Source organism: Roseococcus sp. SDR (assembly GCF_019083995.1).
Taxonomy (GTDB): domain Bacteria; phylum Pseudomonadota; class Alphaproteobacteria; order Acetobacterales; family Acetobacteraceae; genus Roseococcus.
In genome coordinates this window covers 1-19,926 of sequence record NZ_JAHRCU010000032.1, presented here as the reverse complement: position 1 = coordinate 19,926, position 19,926 = coordinate 1, and the positions used below count along the sequence as shown (strand labels likewise).

General features: G+C 71.0%; 20 protein-coding genes. 13 read left to right on the top strand and 7 right to left on the bottom strand.

Going from position 1 to position 19,926, the window contains the following annotated elements; genetic code table 11:
* Positions 1–19: 19 nt before the first annotated feature.
* Both KTR66_RS22950 and KTR66_RS22945 read left to right on the top strand, forming a co-directional pair.
* The gene (locus KTR66_RS22950; protein ID WP_213616868.1) at positions 20–973 is read left to right on the top strand and encodes a tripartite tricarboxylate transporter substrate binding protein; all 954 of its coding nucleotides are present in this window, start codon (positions 20–22) and stop codon (positions 971–973) included.
* Between the two features lie 5 nt (positions 974–978).
* Entirely contained in the window at positions 979–2,667 is a 1,689-nt protein-coding gene (locus tag KTR66_RS22945; protein WP_213616866.1) for an amidohydrolase, read from the top strand.
* On the opposite strand, the gene KTR66_RS22940 is transcribed toward KTR66_RS22945, so the two are convergent.
* A complete protein-coding gene (locus tag KTR66_RS22940) occupies positions 2,649–3,485 on the bottom strand; it encodes an amidohydrolase family protein (RefSeq protein WP_213616864.1) in 837 nt (278 codons plus the stop codon). The two genes, KTR66_RS22945 and KTR66_RS22940, sit on opposite strands and share 19 nt — an antisense overlap.
* A 65-nt stretch (positions 3,486–3,550) precedes the next feature.
* On the opposite strand from KTR66_RS22940, the gene KTR66_RS22935 reads away from it, so the two are divergent.
* From KTR66_RS22935 to KTR66_RS22915, 5 genes are all read left to right on the top strand, one after another.
* Positions 3,551–4,489, top strand: coding sequence for a tripartite tricarboxylate transporter substrate binding protein (locus KTR66_RS22935; protein WP_213616862.1), 939 nt, complete (start codon positions 3,551–3,553; stop codon positions 4,487–4,489).
* A gap of 50 nt (positions 4,490–4,539) precedes the next feature.
* On the top strand, positions 4,540–5,877 hold the full coding sequence (locus KTR66_RS22930; protein WP_249732375.1) for a hydrolase: 1,338 nt from the start codon (positions 4,540–4,542) through the stop codon (positions 5,875–5,877).
* Positions 5,874–6,497, top strand: a complete 624-nt coding sequence (locus KTR66_RS22925) for an HAD family hydrolase (RefSeq protein WP_213616860.1) — start codon at positions 5,874–5,876, stop codon at positions 6,495–6,497. Before KTR66_RS22930 ends, KTR66_RS22925 begins: the two co-directional genes overlap by 4 nt.
* Positions 6,479–6,982, top strand: a complete 504-nt coding sequence (locus KTR66_RS22920; protein WP_213616858.1) for a hypothetical protein — start codon at positions 6,479–6,481, stop codon at positions 6,980–6,982. The genes KTR66_RS22925 and KTR66_RS22920 overlap by 19 nt, the downstream gene beginning before the upstream one ends.
* Before the next feature lie 80 nt (positions 6,983–7,062).
* The gene (locus KTR66_RS22915) at positions 7,063–9,135 is read left to right on the top strand and encodes a methyl-accepting chemotaxis protein (RefSeq protein ID WP_213616856.1); all 2,073 of its coding nucleotides are present in this window, start codon (positions 7,063–7,065) and stop codon (positions 9,133–9,135) included.
* 26 nt (positions 9,136–9,161) lie between these two features.
* On the opposite strand, the gene KTR66_RS22910 is transcribed toward KTR66_RS22915, so the two are convergent.
* The 3 genes from KTR66_RS22910 to KTR66_RS22900 form a co-directional block, all read right to left on the bottom strand.
* On the bottom strand, positions 9,162–9,863 hold the full coding sequence (locus KTR66_RS22910; protein WP_213616854.1) for a response regulator transcription factor: 702 nt from the start codon (positions 9,861–9,863) through the stop codon (positions 9,162–9,164).
* Between the two features lie 86 nt (positions 9,864–9,949).
* Positions 9,950–10,810, bottom strand: a complete 861-nt coding sequence (locus KTR66_RS22905) for a GyrI-like domain-containing protein (RefSeq protein WP_213616852.1) — start codon at positions 10,808–10,810, stop codon at positions 9,950–9,952.
* A gap of 69 nt (positions 10,811–10,879) precedes the next feature.
* Positions 10,880–11,722, bottom strand: coding sequence for a hypothetical protein (locus KTR66_RS22900; protein WP_213616851.1), 843 nt, complete (start codon positions 11,720–11,722; stop codon positions 10,880–10,882).
* A 149-nt stretch (positions 11,723–11,871) separates the two neighbouring features.
* On the opposite strand from KTR66_RS22900, the gene KTR66_RS22895 reads away from it, so the two are divergent.
* The gene (locus tag KTR66_RS22895; protein WP_213616849.1) at positions 11,872–12,609 is read left to right on the top strand and encodes a HugZ family protein; all 738 of its coding nucleotides are present in this window, start codon (positions 11,872–11,874) and stop codon (positions 12,607–12,609) included.
* Between the two features lie 153 nt (positions 12,610–12,762).
* A complete protein-coding gene (locus tag KTR66_RS22890; RefSeq protein WP_249732374.1) occupies positions 12,763–14,352 on the top strand; it encodes a phosphoenolpyruvate carboxykinase in 1,590 nt (529 codons plus the stop codon).
* 22 nt (positions 14,353–14,374) lie between these two features.
* Here the strand turns inward: KTR66_RS22890 and KTR66_RS22885 are convergent, their stop codons facing one another.
* Entirely contained in the window at positions 14,375–15,259 is an 885-nt protein-coding gene (locus tag KTR66_RS22885; protein ID WP_213616846.1) for a lipid A biosynthesis lauroyl acyltransferase, read from the bottom strand.
* The gene (locus KTR66_RS22880; RefSeq protein ID WP_213616844.1) at positions 15,256–16,278 is read right to left on the bottom strand and encodes a zinc-binding dehydrogenase; all 1,023 of its coding nucleotides are present in this window, start codon (positions 16,276–16,278) and stop codon (positions 15,256–15,258) included. The genes KTR66_RS22885 and KTR66_RS22880 overlap by 4 nt, the downstream gene beginning before the upstream one ends.
* 86 nt (positions 16,279–16,364) lie before the next feature.
* On the opposite strand from KTR66_RS22880, the gene cobT reads away from it, so the two are divergent.
* The 4 genes from cobT to cobO are packed head-to-tail and all read left to right on the top strand — an operon-like array spanning position 16,365 to position 19,275.
* Positions 16,365–17,366, top strand: a complete 1,002-nt coding sequence (gene cobT, locus KTR66_RS22875) for a nicotinate-nucleotide--dimethylbenzimidazole phosphoribosyltransferase (protein WP_213616842.1) — start codon at positions 16,365–16,367, stop codon at positions 17,364–17,366.
* Complete coding sequence (locus KTR66_RS22870) at positions 17,363–18,136, top strand: adenosylcobinamide-GDP ribazoletransferase (RefSeq protein ID WP_213616840.1); 774 nt, start codon at positions 17,363–17,365, stop codon at positions 18,134–18,136. Before cobT ends, KTR66_RS22870 begins: the two co-directional genes overlap by 4 nt.
* On the top strand, positions 18,127–18,639 hold the full coding sequence (gene cobC, locus KTR66_RS22865) for an alpha-ribazole phosphatase family protein (protein ID WP_213616838.1): 513 nt from the start codon (positions 18,127–18,129) through the stop codon (positions 18,637–18,639). Before KTR66_RS22870 ends, cobC begins: the two co-directional genes overlap by 10 nt.
* Positions 18,640–18,657: 18 nt before the next feature.
* A complete protein-coding gene (cobO, locus tag KTR66_RS22860) occupies positions 18,658–19,275 on the top strand; it encodes a cob(I)yrinic acid a,c-diamide adenosyltransferase (protein WP_213616836.1) in 618 nt (205 codons plus the stop codon).
* Between the two features lie 18 nt (positions 19,276–19,293).
* Here cobO and KTR66_RS24970 read toward each other — a convergent pair.
* Positions 19,294–19,926 (bottom strand): energy transducer TonB (locus KTR66_RS24970; protein ID WP_249732373.1); only part of this gene is annotated, 633 nt, incomplete at its 5' end.

Here is a 19,926-nt window from a genome sequence, read left to right as displayed (position 1 = left end):
TTCCTGACCGGAGGTTCGGATGCGCCGCCTGCTGCTCGCCACCCTGCTGCTGCTGCCTGTCGCCACCCAGGCACAGACCTTCCCCGAACGCCCTTTGACCTTGGTGGTGCCCTTCGCACCGGGCGGCACCATCGACGTGCTGGCGCGCGTGCTGGCGCCGGAGCTTTCGGCCGCGCTCGGCCAGCCGGTCGCGATCGATACGCGGCCCGGCGCGGGCGGCAATGTCGGCGCGGCCTATGTGGCGCAGCAATCGCGGCCGGATGGGCACACCATCCTCTTCACCGGGGCGGGGCTGGCCAGCAGCGTCTCGCTCAGCAATCTCGGCTTCGATCCGGTGCGGGATCTCACGCCCGTGCTGGGCATGGGGGCGATTCCCTCGCTGCTCGTGGTCTCACCGCAATCGCCGCATCGGGATGTCGCCTCGATCCTTGCCGCCGCGCGGGCGGCGCCGGGGCGCGTCAGCTATGGCTCCTCGGGCCCTGGCACGGGCAGCCATCTGGCCGGCGTGCTGCTGGGTGCGGCCGCCGGCGTCGAGTTGCTGCACGTGCCCTATCGCGGCTCGGGCGCCGTCTATCCCGATCTGATCGCGCAGCGCATCGACATGCTGCTGGATGTCATGGCCTCCTCCATCGGCCAGGTGCAGCAGGGGACGGTGCGCGCGCTCGGCATCACCTCGCGCAACCGCTCGGACGTGCTGCCCGAGGTGCCCGCCATCGCGGAGACGGTGCCGGGCTATGCCTTCGAGACCTGGGTCGGATTGTTCATCCGCGCCGGCGCGCCGGAGGCGACGCAACGTCGCCTGGAAGCCGCGGCGTTGACCGCGCTGCAGGCCGCCCCGGTGCGCGAGCGGCTGCGGCTCTCCGCCGCGCAGCCCATCCCGGCGGAAAGCGCCGCCTTCGCCGCCTATTTCCGCGCCGATGTGGAGCGCTGGGCGGAGATGGTGCGCCAGGGCCGTCTGCAACGTTCGGAGTGATACTCATGGAACCGGCCGACATCATCCTCAGCGGCGGCAAGATCATCACCGCCGATGCGAAATTCTCCATCGCGCAATCGGTGGCGATCCGCGCCGGCCGCTTCCTCGCGGTGGGGGAGGACGCGATGGTGCAGCGGCACGCGGCCCCGCACACGAAGCACATCGCGCTGGAGGGCCGCGCCGTGCTGCCCGGCCTGATCGACGGCCATGCGCATATGGACCGCGAGGGGCTGAAGGACGTGTTCCCCAGCCTGGCCGGCTGCCGCTCCATCGCCGCCATCCAGGCGCGCATCGCGGAGCTGGCGAAGGGCAAGGCGCCGGGCGAATGGATCGTGACCATGCCGGTGGGCGAGCCGCCCTTCTACTGGGACCTGCCGGAATCGCTCGCCGAGGGCCGATGGCCGACGCGCGCCGAGCTGGATGACGCGGCCCCGCGCAACCCCGTCTATATCCGGCCGATCTGGGGGTTCTGGCGGCATTCCCTGCCGCTGGTCTCCATCGCCAATTCCATGGCGCTGCAACGCGCCGGCATCACGCGCGAGACGGCGCCGCCGCACCCTTCCGTCACCATCCGCAAGGATGCGGCGGGCGAGCCGGATGGCGTGATCATCGAGCAGGGCTATGTGCCGCTGATGGAGCTTGCCGCCTTCCACATGGCGCCGGGATTTTCGCATGCGCATCGCGTGGCGGGGCTGCCCAAGGCGGCCGCGATGTATCACGCCTTCGGCACCACCAGCATCTATGAGGAGCATGGCGTGGCGGCCGAACTCCTCGCCGCCTATCGCGAGGTGCACGCGGGGGGGAAGCTGACGATGCGCTCGCATCTGGCGCTCAGCCCGGATTGGCGCGGCATGGAGAATGTCTCCATGGAGCGGCTGATCGGCGGCTGGGCGCATCAGCTGGCCGGCGCCGGGCTGGGGGACGACATGCTGCGCCTCTCCGGCCTCATCACCGAAATCGGCCGCACGCCCGATAACGCGCTGCGCGCGCAGGCTGCGCCCTACACGGGTTGGGCGGGCTTCAACTACGACATGGGCCTGGATCGCGAACGCGCGAAGGAAATGCTGATCGCCTGCGCGCGCCACGGCATCCGCGCCATCGGCATCTGGCCCAACATGCTGGACCTCTTCGCCGAGGTGAATGAGGTGGTGCCCATCCGCGATCTGCGCTGGGTGCTGGGCCATATCGCGGTGCTGAGCCGCGAGCAGGTGCATCGCATCCGCGACCTTGGCCTCTCGCTCACCACCCACACCAACCGCTACATCTACAAGGAAGGCCATCTGCTGGTGGAGCGGAACAAGCTGCCCGACGAGGACAGCATCTCGCCGCTGCGCTGGCTGGAGGAGGCGGGCGTCACCTATGCGCTGGCGACGGACAATGTCCCCGTCTCGATGTTCTATCCCATGTGGCAGGCGGTCTCGCGGCAGAACATGCACACGCAGCGCCAGGTCGGCGCATCCCAGGCGATCAGCCGCGAAAGCGCCATCCGCGCGGCGACGAATGCGGGCGCGTATCTGACGATGAGCGAGCGCGACAAGGGCGCGATCGAGCCGGGCAAGCTGGCCGACCTCGCGGTGCTGACGGCGGATCCGCTGACGGTGGAGCTTTCCGCGCTGAAGGATATCGCGGCGGAGATGACGATGGTGGGCGGCGAGATCGTCCACCGCGCTCCGGGCTATACGCCGAAATCGTAGAGGCGCGCCGCGTTGTCCGCCAGGATGGCGCGGCGCGTGGCGTCATCCGGCGCCCAGTCGGCCAGCAGGTCCAGCAGGGGCTCGACATCGGGCTTGGGCTCGGGCGCGTTGGGATGCGGCCAGTTGGAGCCCCAGACCACGCGCCCTGGCGCGGCCGCGATGATGGCGCGCGCGATGGCCGAGACATCCGCGTAGTCCGGCGGGCCGGAGCGCGAGACGCCATAGGGCGAGGAGGCCTTCACCCAGACGCGCCCGCTCTCCAGCAGGCGCAGCAGCGCGCGCATGGGCGGGGCGGAAGGCGGCACCGGGTCGTGGAAGCGGCCGATGTGATCAATCACCACGTCGCAAGGCAGGCTCGCGATGAGCGGCGCGCGCGCCTCCATCTCGCCGCCGTCGAATTGCAGCTGCACATGCCAGCCGAGCGGTGCGACATGCGCGGCGAGCGCGGGCAGCCCTTCCCAGGGCACCGGCCCGCCCTTCAGCATGAAGGCCCGTGCGCCACGCGCGCCCAAGGCGTGCAGGCGTCGCAGTTCCGCCATCGGCGTCTCCGCCGTCACCGCCACCACGGCGCGCGCCGCCTCGAGGCCGAGTGCCGCCACCGCATCCATCGTGCAGGCATTGTCCAGCCCATAGGCGGTGGGCTGCACCACCACCGTGCGGCCGAGGCCGAGCCGTTCCTTCACCGCGCGATAGGCCGCAAGGTCGCTGGCGAAGGGCACGGGGGAGGGGTTGGTCGGCGCCACGGGATAGCGCGTGGCCGGGCCGTAGATATGCATGTGGCAATCGGTGGCGCCGGCGGGGGTCTGGTGTCGCAGCATCGCTCCAGCATGGCGCGGCGGCCGGCGCGCGGCTATCCTCACCGAAAATCATCAGGGAGGATGCGATGTTCCCACGCAGGGCATGGCTGGCGGCACCCGCCATTCTGGCCAGCACGCGCGCCATGGCCTGGGAGCCGGCGCGGCCCATCCAGCTCATCGTGGGCTTCGCGCCCGGCGGCGGCGCGGACCTCGCGGGGCGCGCCGCGGCGGAAGCGGCGTCGCGCCTCTTTCCCACGCCCATCATCGTCGTGAACCGGCCCGGCGCGGGCGGGGCCATCGCCGCGCAGCAGGTCGCCGGCATGGCGCCCGATGGGCTGAACCTGCTGGTGGGCGGCGGCAGCGAGAGCATCTCGCTCCCCGCCTTCCGCGACCTGCCCTATGACCCCAGGACCTCCTTCCGCGCCATCATCCGCCTGACGCGCCAGCCTTTGCTGATCGTGGCCCGGCGCGGCGGGCCCTATGACACGCTGCCGGCGGCGGTGGAGGCGGCGCGGCGCGCGCCGGGCACCATCCCGCATGCCTCCTCCGGCCAGGGATCGATCTATCACGCGGTCTTCGTGCTGCTGCAGCAGGCCGCGGGCGTGGAGTTCCTGCATGTGCCCTTCACCGGCGGCGCGCCCTCGCTCCAGGCGCTGATGGCGGGCACGGTGCAGCTTGCGGTCCTGGCGCCGGAGGAGATGGCGGGCCTGGCCCAGGCGGGCGAGGTGCGGCCGCTGGCCGTCGCTTCCGCCGAGCGGCTGGCCGCCTTCCGCGAGGTGCCGACGCTGCGCGAGCTGGGCTTCGATGTCGTGATCGAGAACATGAAGGGGCTGAACGCGCCGGCCGGCACGCCGGACGATATCGCCGCCACGCTGCATGACCGCTTCCGCCGCGCGCGGGAGAATGCCGCCTGGCAGACCTTCCTGGAGCGGACCGGCGCGATGGATGGCTACCTCGACGGGCCCGGCTACCAGGCCGCGATGGATTCCGTGCTGGATGCGCTGCGCCGCGCCGTGCGCCGCTGACACGAAAGCGAGACGCGACTCATGCGCGGCAGGATGGTAAAGGCGGGCGCATGATGCTCGCCCGTCGCTCCCTGCTTCTCGGCGCCGCCGCCGCGCTCGCCGCCCCCCGCATCCTGCAGGCACAGGAGGGGCCGCCGCCCATCCTGATGGTGCATGGCAATGGCGACCATGCGGCGCTCTGGCTCACCACCCTCTGGCGCTTCGAAGCCAATGGCTGGCCGCGCGAGCGGCTGATGGCGGTGAACATGCCGGACCCGCTGGCGCGTGCGAATGACGCGGTGGCGCAGGAGAATCGCAGCTCCAGCACCGAGCAGACGCAGCGGCTCGCCGCCTTCGTGGCGGAGCTGCGCGCGCGCACCGGCGCGCCGCGCGTGGCGCTGATCGGCAATTCGCGCGGCGGCTATCCGATCCGCGATTTCGTGGTGCACCAGGGCGGCGCCGCGCAGGTCAGTCACGCCATCACCTGCGGCACGCCCAATCGCGGCGTCTTCGACTGGGAATTCAACGAGGGCAGCGAGTTCAATGCGCGCAGCGCCTTCCTGCAACGGCTGAACGGCGGTGCCACCGATGTGGTGGAGGGCACGGCCTTCCTCACGCTCCGCTCCGACAATGACCTCTTCGCCCAGCCCGATGGCCGCTTCGTCGGCCGGCCGGGCACGCCCACCGGCATCACGCAGGACGGGCCCGCGCTGCGGGGGGCCACCAATATCCTGCTGCCGGGCCTGGATCACCGCGAGATCGCCTATCACTGGCGCGCCTTCCGCGAACAGTTCCGCTTCATCGCGGGCCGCGAGCCCATGACGCTGACGGTCCCCGCCGAAGCGCGACCGGTGCTGAACGGGCTGGTCACCAACCTGGCGGCGGGGGCCGCCACCAACCGCCCGGTCGCGGGCGCCGTCGTCGAGATCTTCCGCACCGACCCGCGCACCGGCGCACGCATGGGCGAGGCCATCCATCGGCGCGAGACGGGCGCCGATGGCGTGTGGGGCCCGGTGACGGTGCAGGGCGACTGGACGCTGGAGATCGTGCTCGTGGCACCTGGCCACCCGATCGCGCATTACTTCCGCTCCCCCTTCCCGCGCTCGACCGAGGTGCTGCATCTGCGCCCACCCGCGCCGCTGACCGACGCAGATCGCGCCGCCGCGAGCCTCACGCGCCTCACCCGCCCGCGCGGCTATTTCTCCTGGCCGCGGGATGTGGTGCTGCTGGATGGGCGCGAGGTGGCGGAGCGGCGCGAGGGTGTGGCCAGCCTCGCCGTCGCCAATCTGCGCCTGCCGGCGGAGCGCGTGGGTACGTCCATCGCGGGCGTGTTCAACCAGGAGAATGTCGCGGGCCGTGTGCTGCCGCTCTCCGAAAACCGCATCGCGCTCCTGGAGATGACCTGGTGATCCAGTGGGTCGTCTTCGATGTCGGCGGCGTGCTGGTGGATGAGGCACGGCTGATCCGCGGCTGGGCTGGCGTCTTGGACATGCACGAGGTGGATTTCACGGAAGCCCTTCGCCAGGGCATCGCCGCCGGCAAGGGCATCGGCGGCACCATCCGCGAGATCGCACCCGCCATCGACATCAAGGCGCATCGGCAGCGGCTGGCCGGCCTGGAGATCCCCGGCGAGGATGACCTCTACCCCGATGTGCGCGACGCCTTCATGGCCCTGCGCGAAGCGGGCTTGCGGATCGGCATCGCCGGCAACCAGCCCGATGGCGTGCTGGAGGCGCTGACCGCGCTGGATCTGGGGGCGGATTTCATCGCGACCTCCCACCGCTGGGGCGTCTCCAAGCCCGATCCGCGCTTCTTCGACGAAGTGCTGCGCGCGACCGGCGCCGCGCCCGCGCGCATCGCCTATGTGGGCGACCGCGTGGACAATGACGTGGAGCCGGCGCGCGCGGCGGGCATGCATCCGGTCTTCATCCCGCGCGGTCTCTGGGGCGAGGTGCAGGATGCCTCGGCGCAGGGGGTCGCCCGCGTCACCAGCCTGCTGGAGCTGCCGGCTTGCGTCGCGCCGCGCTGATCCTGGCCGGGCTGCTGGCCGCCGCACCCGTGCGCGCGCAGGACGAGATCCGCCTGGGTGCGCCGCTGCCGACGATGGAGACGGTGGTCTGCTACACGCAGCGCGCCGCCCAGGCCTTCATCACGCAGATGCGCCGCCGCCCGCCCGTGGAACGCCTGCCGGAGAATTGCGTCACCACGCTGCTCATCGCCATTCCGCAGGACATCCCGGCCAGCCTGCCACGCTTCGAAATGGTGGTGCGGGGCTACGCGCCGGGTGCGACCACCTGCGTGGAGCACCTGATTGATGGCGCCATGCGCCGCATCCCGGTGGTGCCGCGCCGGCAGCCCGTCCGCTTCGTGGAGTCCCACGCGATCTATGAGGATGGCAGCCCGCAGGACATGCGCGCGCTGGTGCTGATTCCGCAGCGGCCCTATGCGCTGGAATTCCAGGAAGACCCCAACCGGCGCGAGGCGCCCGGGCCCTGCGAACAGCCGGGCGGCTGACAGCGCGCGGCGCTTCATCATGCGCTAACGCTTCTGTGGCATGCACCGTGGCGGAGAGGCTCATCCGCACGGGGACCAGCATGCGCATCCGACACGTCTTCTACATCGGCTTCCTCGCCGTCGCCCTGCCCGGGCTGCTCGGCACCAGCTGGCTGGCCTGGGAGAGCACGCGGATGCTGACCAGCAGCCAGCGCGCCGAGGTCGCGGCGCGGGTCATCAGCGATGTGCAGCGCGCACAGACGGCGCTTGCGGTGGAGTCCGGGCATCTGAACACCGCGGCCCAGGCCGCCAGCCCGGACCGCGCCTTCCTCGCCACCACCGCGGCGACGACCGACGGCCTGCTCCGGGCGGCCGAGCGCAGCGCGCTGGAGGCCGGGTTCGACGCCGCCGCCATCCGCGAGGGCGCCGCCATGGTCTCGCGCTTCCGCCAGCGCCTGGACGGCCTGCTGGCCCGTCCGCCCGCCGAGCGTGATGCCAGCTTCGCCCCGCAGCTCCTGGCCGCACGCATGGCGGCGGGCACGCAGCTCACCCAGCTCGCAGCCGCGGCGGCCGAGCGCGTGACGACGGAGGCGCCTGTGATCGCGGCCCCCGTCAATGTCGCGCTGCAGGCGATGGACATGCGCGAATATGCCGGGCGCCGGAACCTGATGATGAATGCCTGGGTGGCCGGCCGGCCGATCGCGCCCGAGCAGATCGTCGCGGCCGAGCAGATGACCGGCCGGGTCGAGCAGGCATGGGAGACGGTGCAGCGCATGGTGGCCGCGCTGAACGACGCGCCAGCCCTCACCGCCGAGGTGCAGCGCCAGGTCCAGGTCTTCCAGAACCGGGATGCGGTGCGCTGGAACCAGCTGATGGAGTGGGCGCGGGCGCGGGCCGTCCCGGGCGCATCCACCGCAGCCTGGCCGGAGGATCTGACGGCGTTCCGCGCCTGGTCGCTGCCGGCGCAGGCCAGCATCCTCCAGCTGCGCGACACGGCGCTGGACCACGCCCTGGCCAAGGCGCAGGGCATGACCCGCGCCGGCTGGATCGAGCTGGCCGTCAGCCTCGCGCTGGTGCTGGTGACGGCGCTGATCTCGGCGGCGGCGGTGCTGCTGCTGCTGCGCCGCGTGGTCTCGCCCCTGCAGGCCACGACGGAGGTGGTGGACCGCATCGCCGCTGGCGAACTCGGCACCGCCGTCCCCGGCCAGGACCGCGCCGATGAGCTGGGCCGCCTCGCCTCGGCGGTGGAGACACTGCGGCGAGGCGCCCTGCAACGCGAGGAGATGGCCGCGACACGCCTCGCCGAGGAATCCGCCAAGGCCGCGCGCGCCCAGCGGATCGAGGCGCTGATCCATGGCTTCGAGGCTGAGACGGGGAAGGTGCTGGGCGCGCTCTCCAACGCGGCCAGCGGGCTGGAGCGGACCTCGGCCGAGATGAGCGAGAACGCCGCCGAGGGCACCGAGCGCGCCACTTCCGTGGCGGCCGCCGCCGAACAGGCGAGTGCCAATGTGCAATCCGTCGCCGGCTCCGCCGAGGAGCTCTCCGCCTCGATCGGCGAGATCTCGCGCCAGGTGCAGGAAGCCGCTGCGGTGGCGCGCGATGCCGCCAGCCACGCGCAGGAGACGGACGCGACGGTGCAGGGGCTGGCCACGGCCGCGCAGCGCATCGGCGAGGTGGTGCAGTTGATCAGCGGCATCGCGGGGCAGACCAACCTCCTCGCCCTCAACGCGACGATCGAGGCGGCGCGGGCGGGCGAGGCCGGCAAGGGCTTCGCCGTGGTCGCGAGCGAGGTGAAGACGCTCGCCGCCCAGACCGCTAGGGCCACGGAGGAGATCAGCGCGCAGATCGGCACGATGCAGCAGGAGACGGCGCGCACGGTGGCCGCCATCGCCGGCATCTCGCGCACCATCTCGCAGATGGAGGCGAATACCGGCGCGGTGGCGGCGGCGGCCGAGCAGCAGGCAGCGGCGACGCGCGAAATCGGGCGTGCGGTGGCGGAGGCCGCGGCCGGCACCCAGGATGCCGCGCGCCACGCGGCGGGTGTGCGCGAAGGGGCCGAACGCACCGGCAGCTCCGCCGTCGAGCTGCGCGGCGCCTCGGGCGACCTCGCGCGGCAGGCGGATCAGATGCGCGGCCAGGTGGACCGCTTCCTCGCGGAGATCCGTGCCGCGTGAGGGCGCGGGCGGCTACTGCTCCCCGATCACTGTTCCTTGTAGCGGTAGCCGATGCCGTAGAGCGTCTCGATCTGCGCGAACTCGTCATCCACCGCGCGGAACTTCTTGCGGACGCGCTTCACATGGCTGTCGATGGTGCGGTCATCCACGTAGATGTTCTCGCCATAGGCGGCGTCGATCAGCTGGTCGCGGTTCTTCACGAGACCGGGGCGCAGCGCCAGCGTCTTCACCAGCAGGAACTCGGTGACCGTGAGCTGCACCTGCTTTCCCTTCCAGGTGCAGGTGTGCTTCGTCTCGTCCAGCGTGAGGTCGCCGCGCACCAGCAGGCCGCCGGCCACCACGCCGCTGCTCTCGGCCTTCATCGCCTCGTTCCGGCGCAGCAGCGCGCGGATGCGCTCCAGCACCAGGCGTTGGCTGAAGGGCTTGGTGATGTAGTCATCGGCGCCCAGGCGCAGGCCCATCAGCTCATCCACCTCCTCATCCTTGGAGGTGAGGAAGATCACCGGCATGGCGCTGCGCGCGCGCAGGCGCTGCAGCAGCTCCATCCCGTCCATGCGCGGCATCTTGATGTCGAGGACGGCGAGGTCGGCCGGCTTGCCCATCAGCCCCTGCAGCGCGCTCTCGCCATCCGTATAGGTGCGGACGCTGTAGCCTTCCTGCTCCAGCGTCATGGAGAGCGAGGTGAGGATGTTGCGGTCGTCATCCACGAGGGCGATGGTCTGCGGCATTTGGGCCTCCTTGCCGACGCTTATAGGCGCCGATGGTGGCACAAAACAGGCCGCGCCCAAAAAAACGGAGGGGGGCAATTCCGCCTTCAGCCCAAGGCCCTGGGGGGCTTGAGCGGCAGCAGGATGTCCGTCAGCCATTCGGAAGGGGGCAGGGTCCGGCAATCATTCAGGTATTCCTCGAAGACCGGGTGATCCCCCGCCTCCTCGCCCGATTGCGGCAGCCAGGCGCCATAGAGCCGGTCATAGGCGGCCTCCAGCTCGGCATAGGGGCCCTGGTAGCGCAGGCGGGCGCAGCGCAGGGCGGGGATGTCCACCACCTCCATGCCCGGATCGAGCGGCGTGCCCGGCGGCACGGTCAGCGCGGCGAGCGAGCGCAGCTCCGCCTCCGGCTTGCTGTGCGGGTCATCGGGGTAGATGCCGATGAAGCGCGTCGTCCCGTCGATCAGGCCGCGTGCGCCGGCCCAGGCGCCCAGCCGGTCGAAGACCGGGCCCATGGCGTCGAAGGCGCCGCGATGCGGCAGCGCGGCGAGATGCAGCGGCGGGGTCTCGACGATGATGATGTCCTGCATGGTCTCCTCCTCCGGGACGGGGTTGCCGATGGCGGCACGCTGGCGATAAGCGCCGGGCGGAATGCCGAGCGCGTCGCGGAAGGCGCGGGTGAAGGCGGCCACCGATCCGTAGCCCGCCTCGGCCGCGATCCGCGCCATGGGCGCGTCGCTCTTGATCAGCGCGGCCGCGGCGCGGGAGAGGCGGATGCGCGCCAGCGTCTCGGCCGGCGTCTCGCCGGCCAGCGCGCGATAGGCACGGTGGAAATGCCAGGGCGAGAAGGCGGCGACATCGGCCAGCTCCTCCAGGCTCAGCGTGCGGTCCGGCTGGGCGGCGAGGTGCGCCATGGCGCGGGCGATGCGCGCGGCGTGATCGGTGAGGGTTCTGGTCTTGATCGGCATGCGGGGCTGATAGCGCGGCCCCGATTGATCCGTCTTGCGAAGTTGCGGGGGGCCGCGCCCCCGCCGCGCTCAGAACTTCATGTTGAGCGCGATGAAGGGGCCGCCCATGTTCAGCTCCTGGATCAACGCGTTGCCACCCTGCGAATAGGAAAGATAGCGATAGCCCGCCACCACGCCGGCCCAGCCGGTGGAGTAGCCGAGGCCGCCCTGGATCTGCCAGGTGAGGTTGGAGGTGCCGGTGCCGACATCCGCCGCATAGGGGATGTAGAAGCCGGAGCCGAGGTCGAAGCGGCCGCGCAGGCCGATGATGCCGTCCCAGATCTGCTGGCTGCCGGTGATCCGGCCGATGCGCGCGAAGGTCTCGCCCGTCCGCGGGCTGGTGACGTCCGTCGCGAGCTGGAAGTTGGTGCGCGCGCTGGCGGCGAGCAGGCGGAAGCCGGCCTGGATGTCCACATTGCCCCAGGCGCCCTCGAGCAGCGTGTAGCCCGGCGCCAACGTCCAGAGCGTATTCGTCAGCGCGGATTGCGTGTTGAGATTGGCGGTCGCCTGCACGCGCCCGGCGCGGCCGAAATCCACGCTGCGCACCTCGCTCGAGGAATTGCCGAGGTCGAGGTAGAGAAGGTCTGTTGCCAGAGTGAAGCGGCCATAGCGCGCCTCGGCACCGAAAGTCAGGCCGAATTTCAGCGCATCGATGATGTTGTTCGAGTTGACGTGGACATTGGCCGTGCCCTGCTCGCGCGGGCCATAGCGCAGATCACCGCTGAGATTGGGCAGCCAGAGATAGGGCGTGAGAGAGAAGCGCCAGCCCGGATCATTGGCGTTGGGAACGGTCTGTGCCGTTGCGGCGGAGGACATCAGCGCGACGCCCATGAGGGCAGCGAGCGCGGCAGCGAGGGACTTCGGCTCGGGCATGGGCGGTCTCCTCGGAGGGGCCTCTGGCGTGGTTGCCGTGTTTGGGATTCGTCGCACGGAGTGGCATATGATTCTGCAACTGAATCCGCAAAGAATGCAACATCACCTCCTGGATGACAGCCGGGCCCGGCACGCCCATTCTGACGGACATGACCGAAGATCATGGCTTCGAGGCCCGTCGCCTCATCCGCGCGGCTGCAGCCGCCACTCTCGCCACGCAGCAGGACGGCCAGCCCTTCGCCAGCCTGGTGACGCCAGCCTGCGCGCCAGGCTTGCCGCCCCTGCTGTGGCTCTCTTCCCTCTCCGAGCACACGCGCCACCTGCAGCGCGACCCGCGCTGCGCACTGCTCTTCACCGGCGTGGCGGAGAGCGCGAACCCGCAGACGGCACCGCGCGTGACGCTGACTGGCTTGGCCGAGCCGGTCACCGACGCCGGGCTCAAGGCGCGCTGGCTCGCCCGCCACCCCTATGCCGCGCTTTACGCGGAATTCGCCGATTTCGGCCTGTGGCGGATCAACCCGCAGGGCGCGCTGCTGGTGGGCGGCTTTGCCCGCGCCACACGGCTGCGCCTGGCGCAGCTTCTGCCCGACGCAGCGGCGGTCGCGGCACTTGCAGCGGCCGAGGCCGACATCATCGGCCATGTGAATGCGGACCACGCCGATGCGGTCGAAGCCATCGCGACCGGTCTGCTCGGCGCCGCGCCGGGCGCATGGCGCCTGACCGCCGTGGATGTGGATGGGCTGGACATCGCGGCGGGGGATTCGGTGCTGCGCCTTGCCTTCGCGGCGCCAGTCGCCGACGCGGATGGCGTGCGCATGGAATTGGTCCGGTCAGCCCGCGCGGCACGCGCGGCGCTTGCTGCATCGCAGCAACAGGAAAATTCATGAAACCCATGGAATTCAGCCCTTTGGCGGCATTGACCGGGGCCACTCCCTCGCCGTAATTCCGCCTCGACTGTCATCGAAATGCCCCTGACTGAACCAACACGGCCGGGACATGGAAACGGTCACGGCTTAATGCTCAAAACGGGGACATTCCGCATGACCGCAACCGCCCTCGCCGGGACCGGCGTCACCTCCAGCAATCCGGTGCATGCCAACCTCACGGCGCCCCTGCTGGTGCAGCACGCCCTGGCGCGCGGCGAGGGCCGTCTCTCGGCGGATGGCGCCTTCATCGCGCTGACCGGTGTGCACACCGGCCGCTCCGTCCAGGACAAGTTCGTGGTGGACGACGCCGAGGTCACCAAGGAGATCTGGTGGGGCAAGATCAACAAGAAGATGGAGCCGGCGAAGTTCCAGGGCCTGGCTGCCAAGGTGCGCGGCTGGCTCGGCGCGCGGCCCGTCCTCTTCACGCAGGATCTCTATGCCGGTGCGGACCCCGCGCATCGCATCCGCGTGCGCCTCGTCACCACCAATGCCTGGCACGCGATGTTCGCGCGCAACATGTTCATCCGCCCGCCGGTGGAGGACCTCGCTTCCTTCACGCCGGACTTCACCATCCTGCACGCGCCGGAATACGAGGCGGACCCCGCGGTGGATGGCTGCCGCAGCAACACCTGCATCGCGCTCAGCTTCGCGCAGAAGACCATCCTGATCGCGGGCACGAGCTATGCCGGCGAGATCAAGAAGAGCATCTTCACCGTGATGAACTGGCTGCTGCCGGCGCGCGGCGTGCTGCCCATGCATTGCAGCGCCAATGTCGGCAAGGCGGGCGATGTCGCGCTCTTCTTCGGCCTCTCCGGCACGGGCAAGACCACGCTGTCGAGCGACCCCGAGCGCAGCCTGATCGGCGATGACGAGCATGGCTGGTCGGACGCCGGCGTCTTCAACTTCGAGGGCGGCTGCTACGCCAAGGTCATCAAGCTCTCGCGCGAGGCGGAGCCGCAGATCTGGGACGCCTCCCACCGCTTCGGCGCCGTGCTGGAAAACGTGGTCGCCGATGAGCGCGGCGTGCTCGACCTGGACGACAACCGCTACACGGAGAACACGCGCTCCTGCTACCCGGTCGAGTTCATCCCGAACGTGACGATCACGGGCAAGGCGGGCCTGCCGAAGAATGTGGTGATGCTGACGGCCGATGCCTTCGGCGTGCTGCCGCCGATCTCCAAGCTCTCGCCCGCGCAGGCGATGTACCACTTCCTCTCGGGCTATACGGCGCGCGTCGCCGGCACCGAGAAGGGCATGGGCAAGGAGCCGCAGGCGACCTTCTCCACCTGCTTCGGCGCGCCCTTCCTGCCGCGCCACCCGGAGGTCTATGGCAAGATGCTGAGCGAGCTGATCGCGAAGCACGGCGCCGATTGCTGGCTGGTGAACACCGGCTGGACCGGCGGCGCCTATGGCACGGGCCACCGCATGAGCATCCAGCACACCCGCGCTTTGCTGCGCGCCGCGCTGGATGGTTCGCTCGCCAAGGTCGAGTTCGTGCAGGACCCCTTCTTCGGCCTGATGATCCCGAAGAGCGTGCCCGGCATCCCGGCCCATGTGCTGAACCCGCGCGACAGCTGGGCCGACAAGGCCGCCTATGACGCGACGGCCAAGAACCTGATGGCGCTGTTCGAGCAGAACTTCGAGACCTTCGCCGGCGCCGTGGATGAGAGCGTGAAGAAGGTCGCGATCAAGGCCGCCGCCTGAGAACCCCTGGCGGCCCTGGTCCTCAGGGCCGCCAGCGGCGGTGCATCCAGAGCCACTGGCCCGGATGCTCCCGCACCCAGTCCTCGATCACGCGGTTGATCATCGCCGTCGAGGCTTCCACATCGATCTTCCCTGACGCATCGCGCGGCAGGTCCAGCGGCGCAGTCAGGTCCAGCCGGAAGCGGTTGTTGGGCAGGCGGATGGCGCGCATGCCATGCACCGGCGCCTCGAAGCGCCGCGCCAACCGCGCGATGAAGGGATTGGCCGCGACGGGATGCCCGAAGAAGGGCACGCGCGGCCCGCGCCCGAAGCGCTGGTCCACCAGCATGCCGAGATTGATCCCCTCATCCACCGCCTGCGTCATGCGGATGGGCGCGGAAATGCCCGTCGGGATCAACTCGCCCATGATGGGCTCGCGCATCTTCACGATATCGGCGGCGATGTAGGGGTTGTTCGGCGTGCGGTAGAGCAGCGCCGCACGCTGGCCGAAGGCATGGGCGATCACCGCCGGCAATTCCCAATTGGCCAGATGCGCGCCGAAGATCAGGACGGGCCGCCCGCCCTCGCGGATCGCGGCGAAGCGGTCCTTCGTCGCCTGCTCGGATTCCACGCGCTGGCCGTCGCCGTCATAGAGCACGTCCAGATGCGGATACTCGCAGACGGTGCGGCCGAGATTGGCCCAGGATTCCAGCGCGATCGCCTCGCGCTCGGCCTCGGTCTTCTCGGGGAAGGCGAGGCGCAGATTTTCCATGGCAAAGCGGTGATGCGGCAGGAAGCGCCCCACGCGCGGCGAGATCCAGGCGCCGAGATTGGACGCGCGGTCCGGCCCGAGCAGGCGCAGCAGGCCGAAGACCCGGCGCGACAGCCAGGCGACCAGCCATTCGCCGATGCGCTGCAAGCGTTTCACAGCTTGATGACGATCTTCCCGTAGACGTTCCGCGCCTCAAGGCGGGCCAGGCCTTCCTCGAAACGCTCGATGGGCAGCACCGTGTCGAGCACGGGGCGGATGCCCTGGGCCATCTTCTCCACGCCCTCGGCGATGTTGCGCAAGGTGGCCCCGAAGCTGCCCTGGATCTTGAGCTGGCGCTGGAAGATCATCATCAGGTTCGTCTCGGCCGAAACGCCGCTGGTGCTGCCGCAGGTGACCAGCCGCCCGCCCATCTTCATCGAAAGCAGCGAGCCCGCCCAGGTGGCCGCGCCCACATGCTCGAAGACCACATCCACGCCGCGCTTGCCGGTGACGCGGCGGGCCACGCTCTCGAAGCGGTCGGTGTTGTAGTTCACCACATGGTCCACGCCCTCGGCGCGCGCCTTCTGCGCCTTGAACTCGTCGCCCACCGTGCCGATCACGGTGCAGCCGATGGCCTTGGCCATGCGCACGGCGACCGTGCCGATGCCCGAGCCCGCCGCATGCACCAGCACCGTCTCGCCGGGCTCGAGCTGCGCGTTGTCGAAGAGCATGTGCTGCACGGTGGAGAAAGTGATGCCCGCGCAGGCCGCATCCTCGACGGCGACGCCGGCCGGCACCGGCACGCATTGCCGCGCGGGGATGTTGATCAGCCCGCGCGCGAAGCCATCCACATGGAAGCCACGGATGCCGGCGATGTTCTCGCAGAGGTTGTCGCGGCCGCGCTGGCACTCCTTGCAGGTGCCGCAGGTCAGCCCGCCATAGGGCACGGCGAGCTGGCCGGGGGTGAAGCCGGTGACACCCTCGCCCAGCGCCACCACCTCGCCCACGCCCTCGGCGCCGACGCTGATGGGCAGCTCGCGCTTGGCGAAGGCCATGCCGCGCCAGCCCCAGACATCAATGTGGTTCAGCGCCACGGCCTTGATGGCGAGCTGGATCTCGCCCGGGCCGGGCGGCGGCGGGGGCGGGATCTCCACCAGGCGGAGGTCACGGTCGGCGAGGAGCTGGAGTGCGCGCATGGCGGGGCGGATAGCAGGGTTTGGCGACGCACCCAAGCGCACCCGGCCGCTGGACAACCTGCGCGGGACCGCCTTCAACGGCATGCATGATGGATTTCGAAGCCGCGTTGCGCGCGAAGATTGACGGCAAGACCAAGCCGCTGGGCGCGCTGGGCCGGATCGAGGCGCTGGCGGCGCAGGTGGCGCGTGTGCAGCACAGCCTGACCCCCCGTATGGAGCGCGGCCGCCTGATCCTCTTCGCGGCCGATCACGGCATCGCGGCCGAGGGCGTCTCCGCCTATCCGGCCGAGGTGACGCGACAGATGGTGCTGAATTTCCTGGCGGGCGGGGCCGCGGCCAATATCTTCGCGCGGCAGGCAGGGCTGCCGGTGGCGGTGGTGGATTGCGGCGTGGCTGGCGCGCCGATCGAACACCCGGCGCTGATCGCGCGGCGGCTCGCGTCCGGCACCGCCAATTCCCGCCACGGCCCGGCGATGACGGCCGATCAGCGCGACGCCGCGCTGGCCCTGGGCCGCGAACTGGCAGGCGAGGGCGAATTCGACGCGCTCTGCCTGGGCGAGATGGGCATCGGCAACACCTCCGCGGCCGCGCTGCTGGCGGCGAAGATCACCGGCCAACCGGTCGCGGGATTCATCGGGCGTGGCACAGGCGTGGATGGGGCGGGCCTCGCGCGCAAGCAGGCCGTGCTGGAGGCGGCCGCCGCCCGCACCGCGCCGCGCCTCGCCCCCGCCGAGGCGCTGGCCGAATATGGCGGCTTCGAGATCGCCGCCATGGCCGGCGCCATGCTGGGCGCGGCCGAGGCGCGGCGCCTCGTGCTGGTGGACGGCTTCATCGCCGGCGCCGCCGCGCTGGTGGCGCTGGGGCTGGAGCCGGGCATCCGGGAGAACCTGGTCTTCGCCCATCGCTCGGCCGAGCAGGGGCACGCGGCGCTGCTGGCGGCGCTGGGGGCGGAGCCGCTGCTCGATCTCGGCCTGCGCCTCGGCGAGGGATCCGGTGCCTTGCTCGCCTGGCCGCTGCTGCGCGCCGCCGCCGCCATGCTGAACGAGATGGCGAGCTTCGAGAGTGCCGCGGTGAGCGGGCCCGCATGAGGAAGCCCGATCCACGGGAGGAATGGGCCATGCTGCTGCTGGCCGTGCAGTTCCTCACACGGCTGCCCGTGCCGGCCAGCGCGGGCTTCACGCCCGAGCGCCTGACGGCGTCCACGCGCTACCACCCTCTCGTCGGCGCCTTCATCGGCGCGCTGGTGGCGCTGATCTATGCCGCTGCGCTGCTGGCCTGGCCGCCGCCGGTGGCGGTGGCGGTCTCGATCGCGGCGAGCCTCCTGCTGACCGGCGCCTTCCACGAGGACGGACTGGCCGACATGTTCGACGGCATCGGCGGCGGCATGACGCGCGAGCGCGCGCTGGAGATCATGAAGGACAGCCGCATCGGCACCTATGGCGGCGCGGCGCTGATCCTGGCCCTGCTGCTCAAGGCCACGACACTGGCCGCGATGCCGCCGCATGCCGTCATCATCGCGCTCATCACCGGCCATGGGCTCAGCCGCTTCTCCTCGGTGCTGGTGATCGCGACGAGCGGCTATGTGCGGGACCACGGCACCGCCAAGCCGGTGGCCGATGGCGTGAGCGGCGAGAGCCTCATGGTCGCCACCGCCACCGCGCTGGTGCTGTGGCTCGGCCTGGTGCTCAGTCTTGGCTGGGTGGCGGCGCTGCTGGGGCTGGCCGGCCTCGCGCTCGGGCATTGGGGCATCCGTCGCGTCTATGAGCGCAAGATCGGCGGCTATACGGGCGATTGCCTGGGTGCCGTGCAGCAGGGCAGCGAACTCGGCTTCTATCTCGGCGTGCTCGCGTGGCTCTGACGCTGCTGCGGCATTTCCGGCCGGCGGTGCGCGAGGGCGTCTGCTACGGCATCACGGACCTCGCCCTCGCGCCGGGCCACGAGGCGGCGCTGGAAGCCCTGCTGCCGCGCCTGCCCGCCGTCACCGCCATCGCCACCAGCCCGCTCCGCCGCTGCCGCGAGACCGCCGGGGCGCTGGCGGCGCGGCTTGGCCTCCCGGTCAAGGCGGAGCCGCGCCTGGCCGAGATGGATTTCGGCGCCTGGGAGGGTAGGCCCTGGGATGACATCCCGCGGGGCGAACTCGATCAATGGGCGGCCGATTTCCTCCACGCCCGCCCGCATGGCGGGGAGAGCGTGGCGCAGCTCCAGGCCCGCGTCCTGGCCGTGCTTGCCGAATTCCGCGCCCTTCCGGGCCACATCCTGCTCATCACCCATGGCGGCGTGATGAAGGCCGCGCTCGCCACCGGCCCGCGCGCCGAGGATTGGCCGCCCGCCCTCGCCTTCGGCGAATTCGTGACCATCTGACCGCCAAAGGAGAATGCCATGCCGGATGATGAGAGCCACAAGGCGGAAATGGCGGCGCTGAAGGCCGAGCAGCGCCGCAAGATCACCGAGGCGCGCGACCCCGGGCGCGGCCTCGTCCTCGTTCACACGGGCGACGGCAAGGGCAAGTCCAGCTCGGCCTTCGGCGTCATCATCCGCGCGCTGGGCTGGGGCCACAGCGTGGGCGTGGTGCAGTTCATCAAGGGCGATTGGCCGACGGGCGAGAAGCAGTTCTTCGACAAGCTCGTCTCTGCCGAGGGGGGCGGCAACATCACCTGGCGCACCATGGGCGAGGGCTTCACCTGGGACACGCAGAACCTGGCGCGCGACACCAGGACGGCCGAAGCCGCACTCGCCGCCGCCGCCGGGATGCTGGCTTCCGGCGCGCATGACCTGGTGGTGCTGGATGAGATCAACATCGCGTTGCAATTCGGCTTCCTGACCGTGCCGGCGGTGCTGGCCGCGCTCGAAGGGCGGGCGCAGCGCACCAGCGTCATCCTCACCGGGCGCAACGCGAAGCCCGAGATCATGGACATGGCGGACCTCGTCACCGAGATGCGCGAGGTGAAGCACCCGTTCCAGGCCGGCATCAAGGCGCAGCGCGGGATCGACTTCTGAGGCCTCCCGCGCCGCGGGCTACTGCAGCCGGAAATGCACCGAGGTGCGGATGGTGCCGGGCACCGGCTCGCCATCGCGCATCGCCGGGCGGAAGCGCCATTCCTGGACCGCGCGCCGCGCCGCAGCATCGAGCATGGGCGAGCCTGAACTGCGCGCCACCGTCACGGTGATGACGCGCCCATCCGTGCCGACCGCGATCTCGAGGCCCACCGTTCCCTGCTCACCGCGCAACCGCGCCGCTTCGGGGTAGCTGGGGGCGGCGTTGTTGTAGCGATCGTCGCGGCCCGGCGGGACGACGGCGCCCGTGGCACGGCCCACGCCGGCCGCCTGCTGCGCAGCCTGTTCCTCGCCGGCGCGCCCCGCCTCGGCGGGCGGCTGGTTGCGCTGCGCCGGGCGCGGCGGGGGCGCGGGACGCGGACGCGGCGGCTGGCGCGGCGGCTCGGGACGCGGCTCTGGCGGCGGTGGTTCAGGGGTCGGGGGCGGTGGCTCCGGCAAGGGCGGCTCCACGCGCGGCGGCTCGGGCTCTGGCGGGGGTGGCGGCGGATCGGGCGGCGGGGGCTCCGGTGCCGGGGGCGGCGGTTCGGCCGCCGGCGGCTCCGGCGCGGGCGGGGGCTCCCGCGGCGGCGCGACCGAGAGATCAGGCGAGGGCAG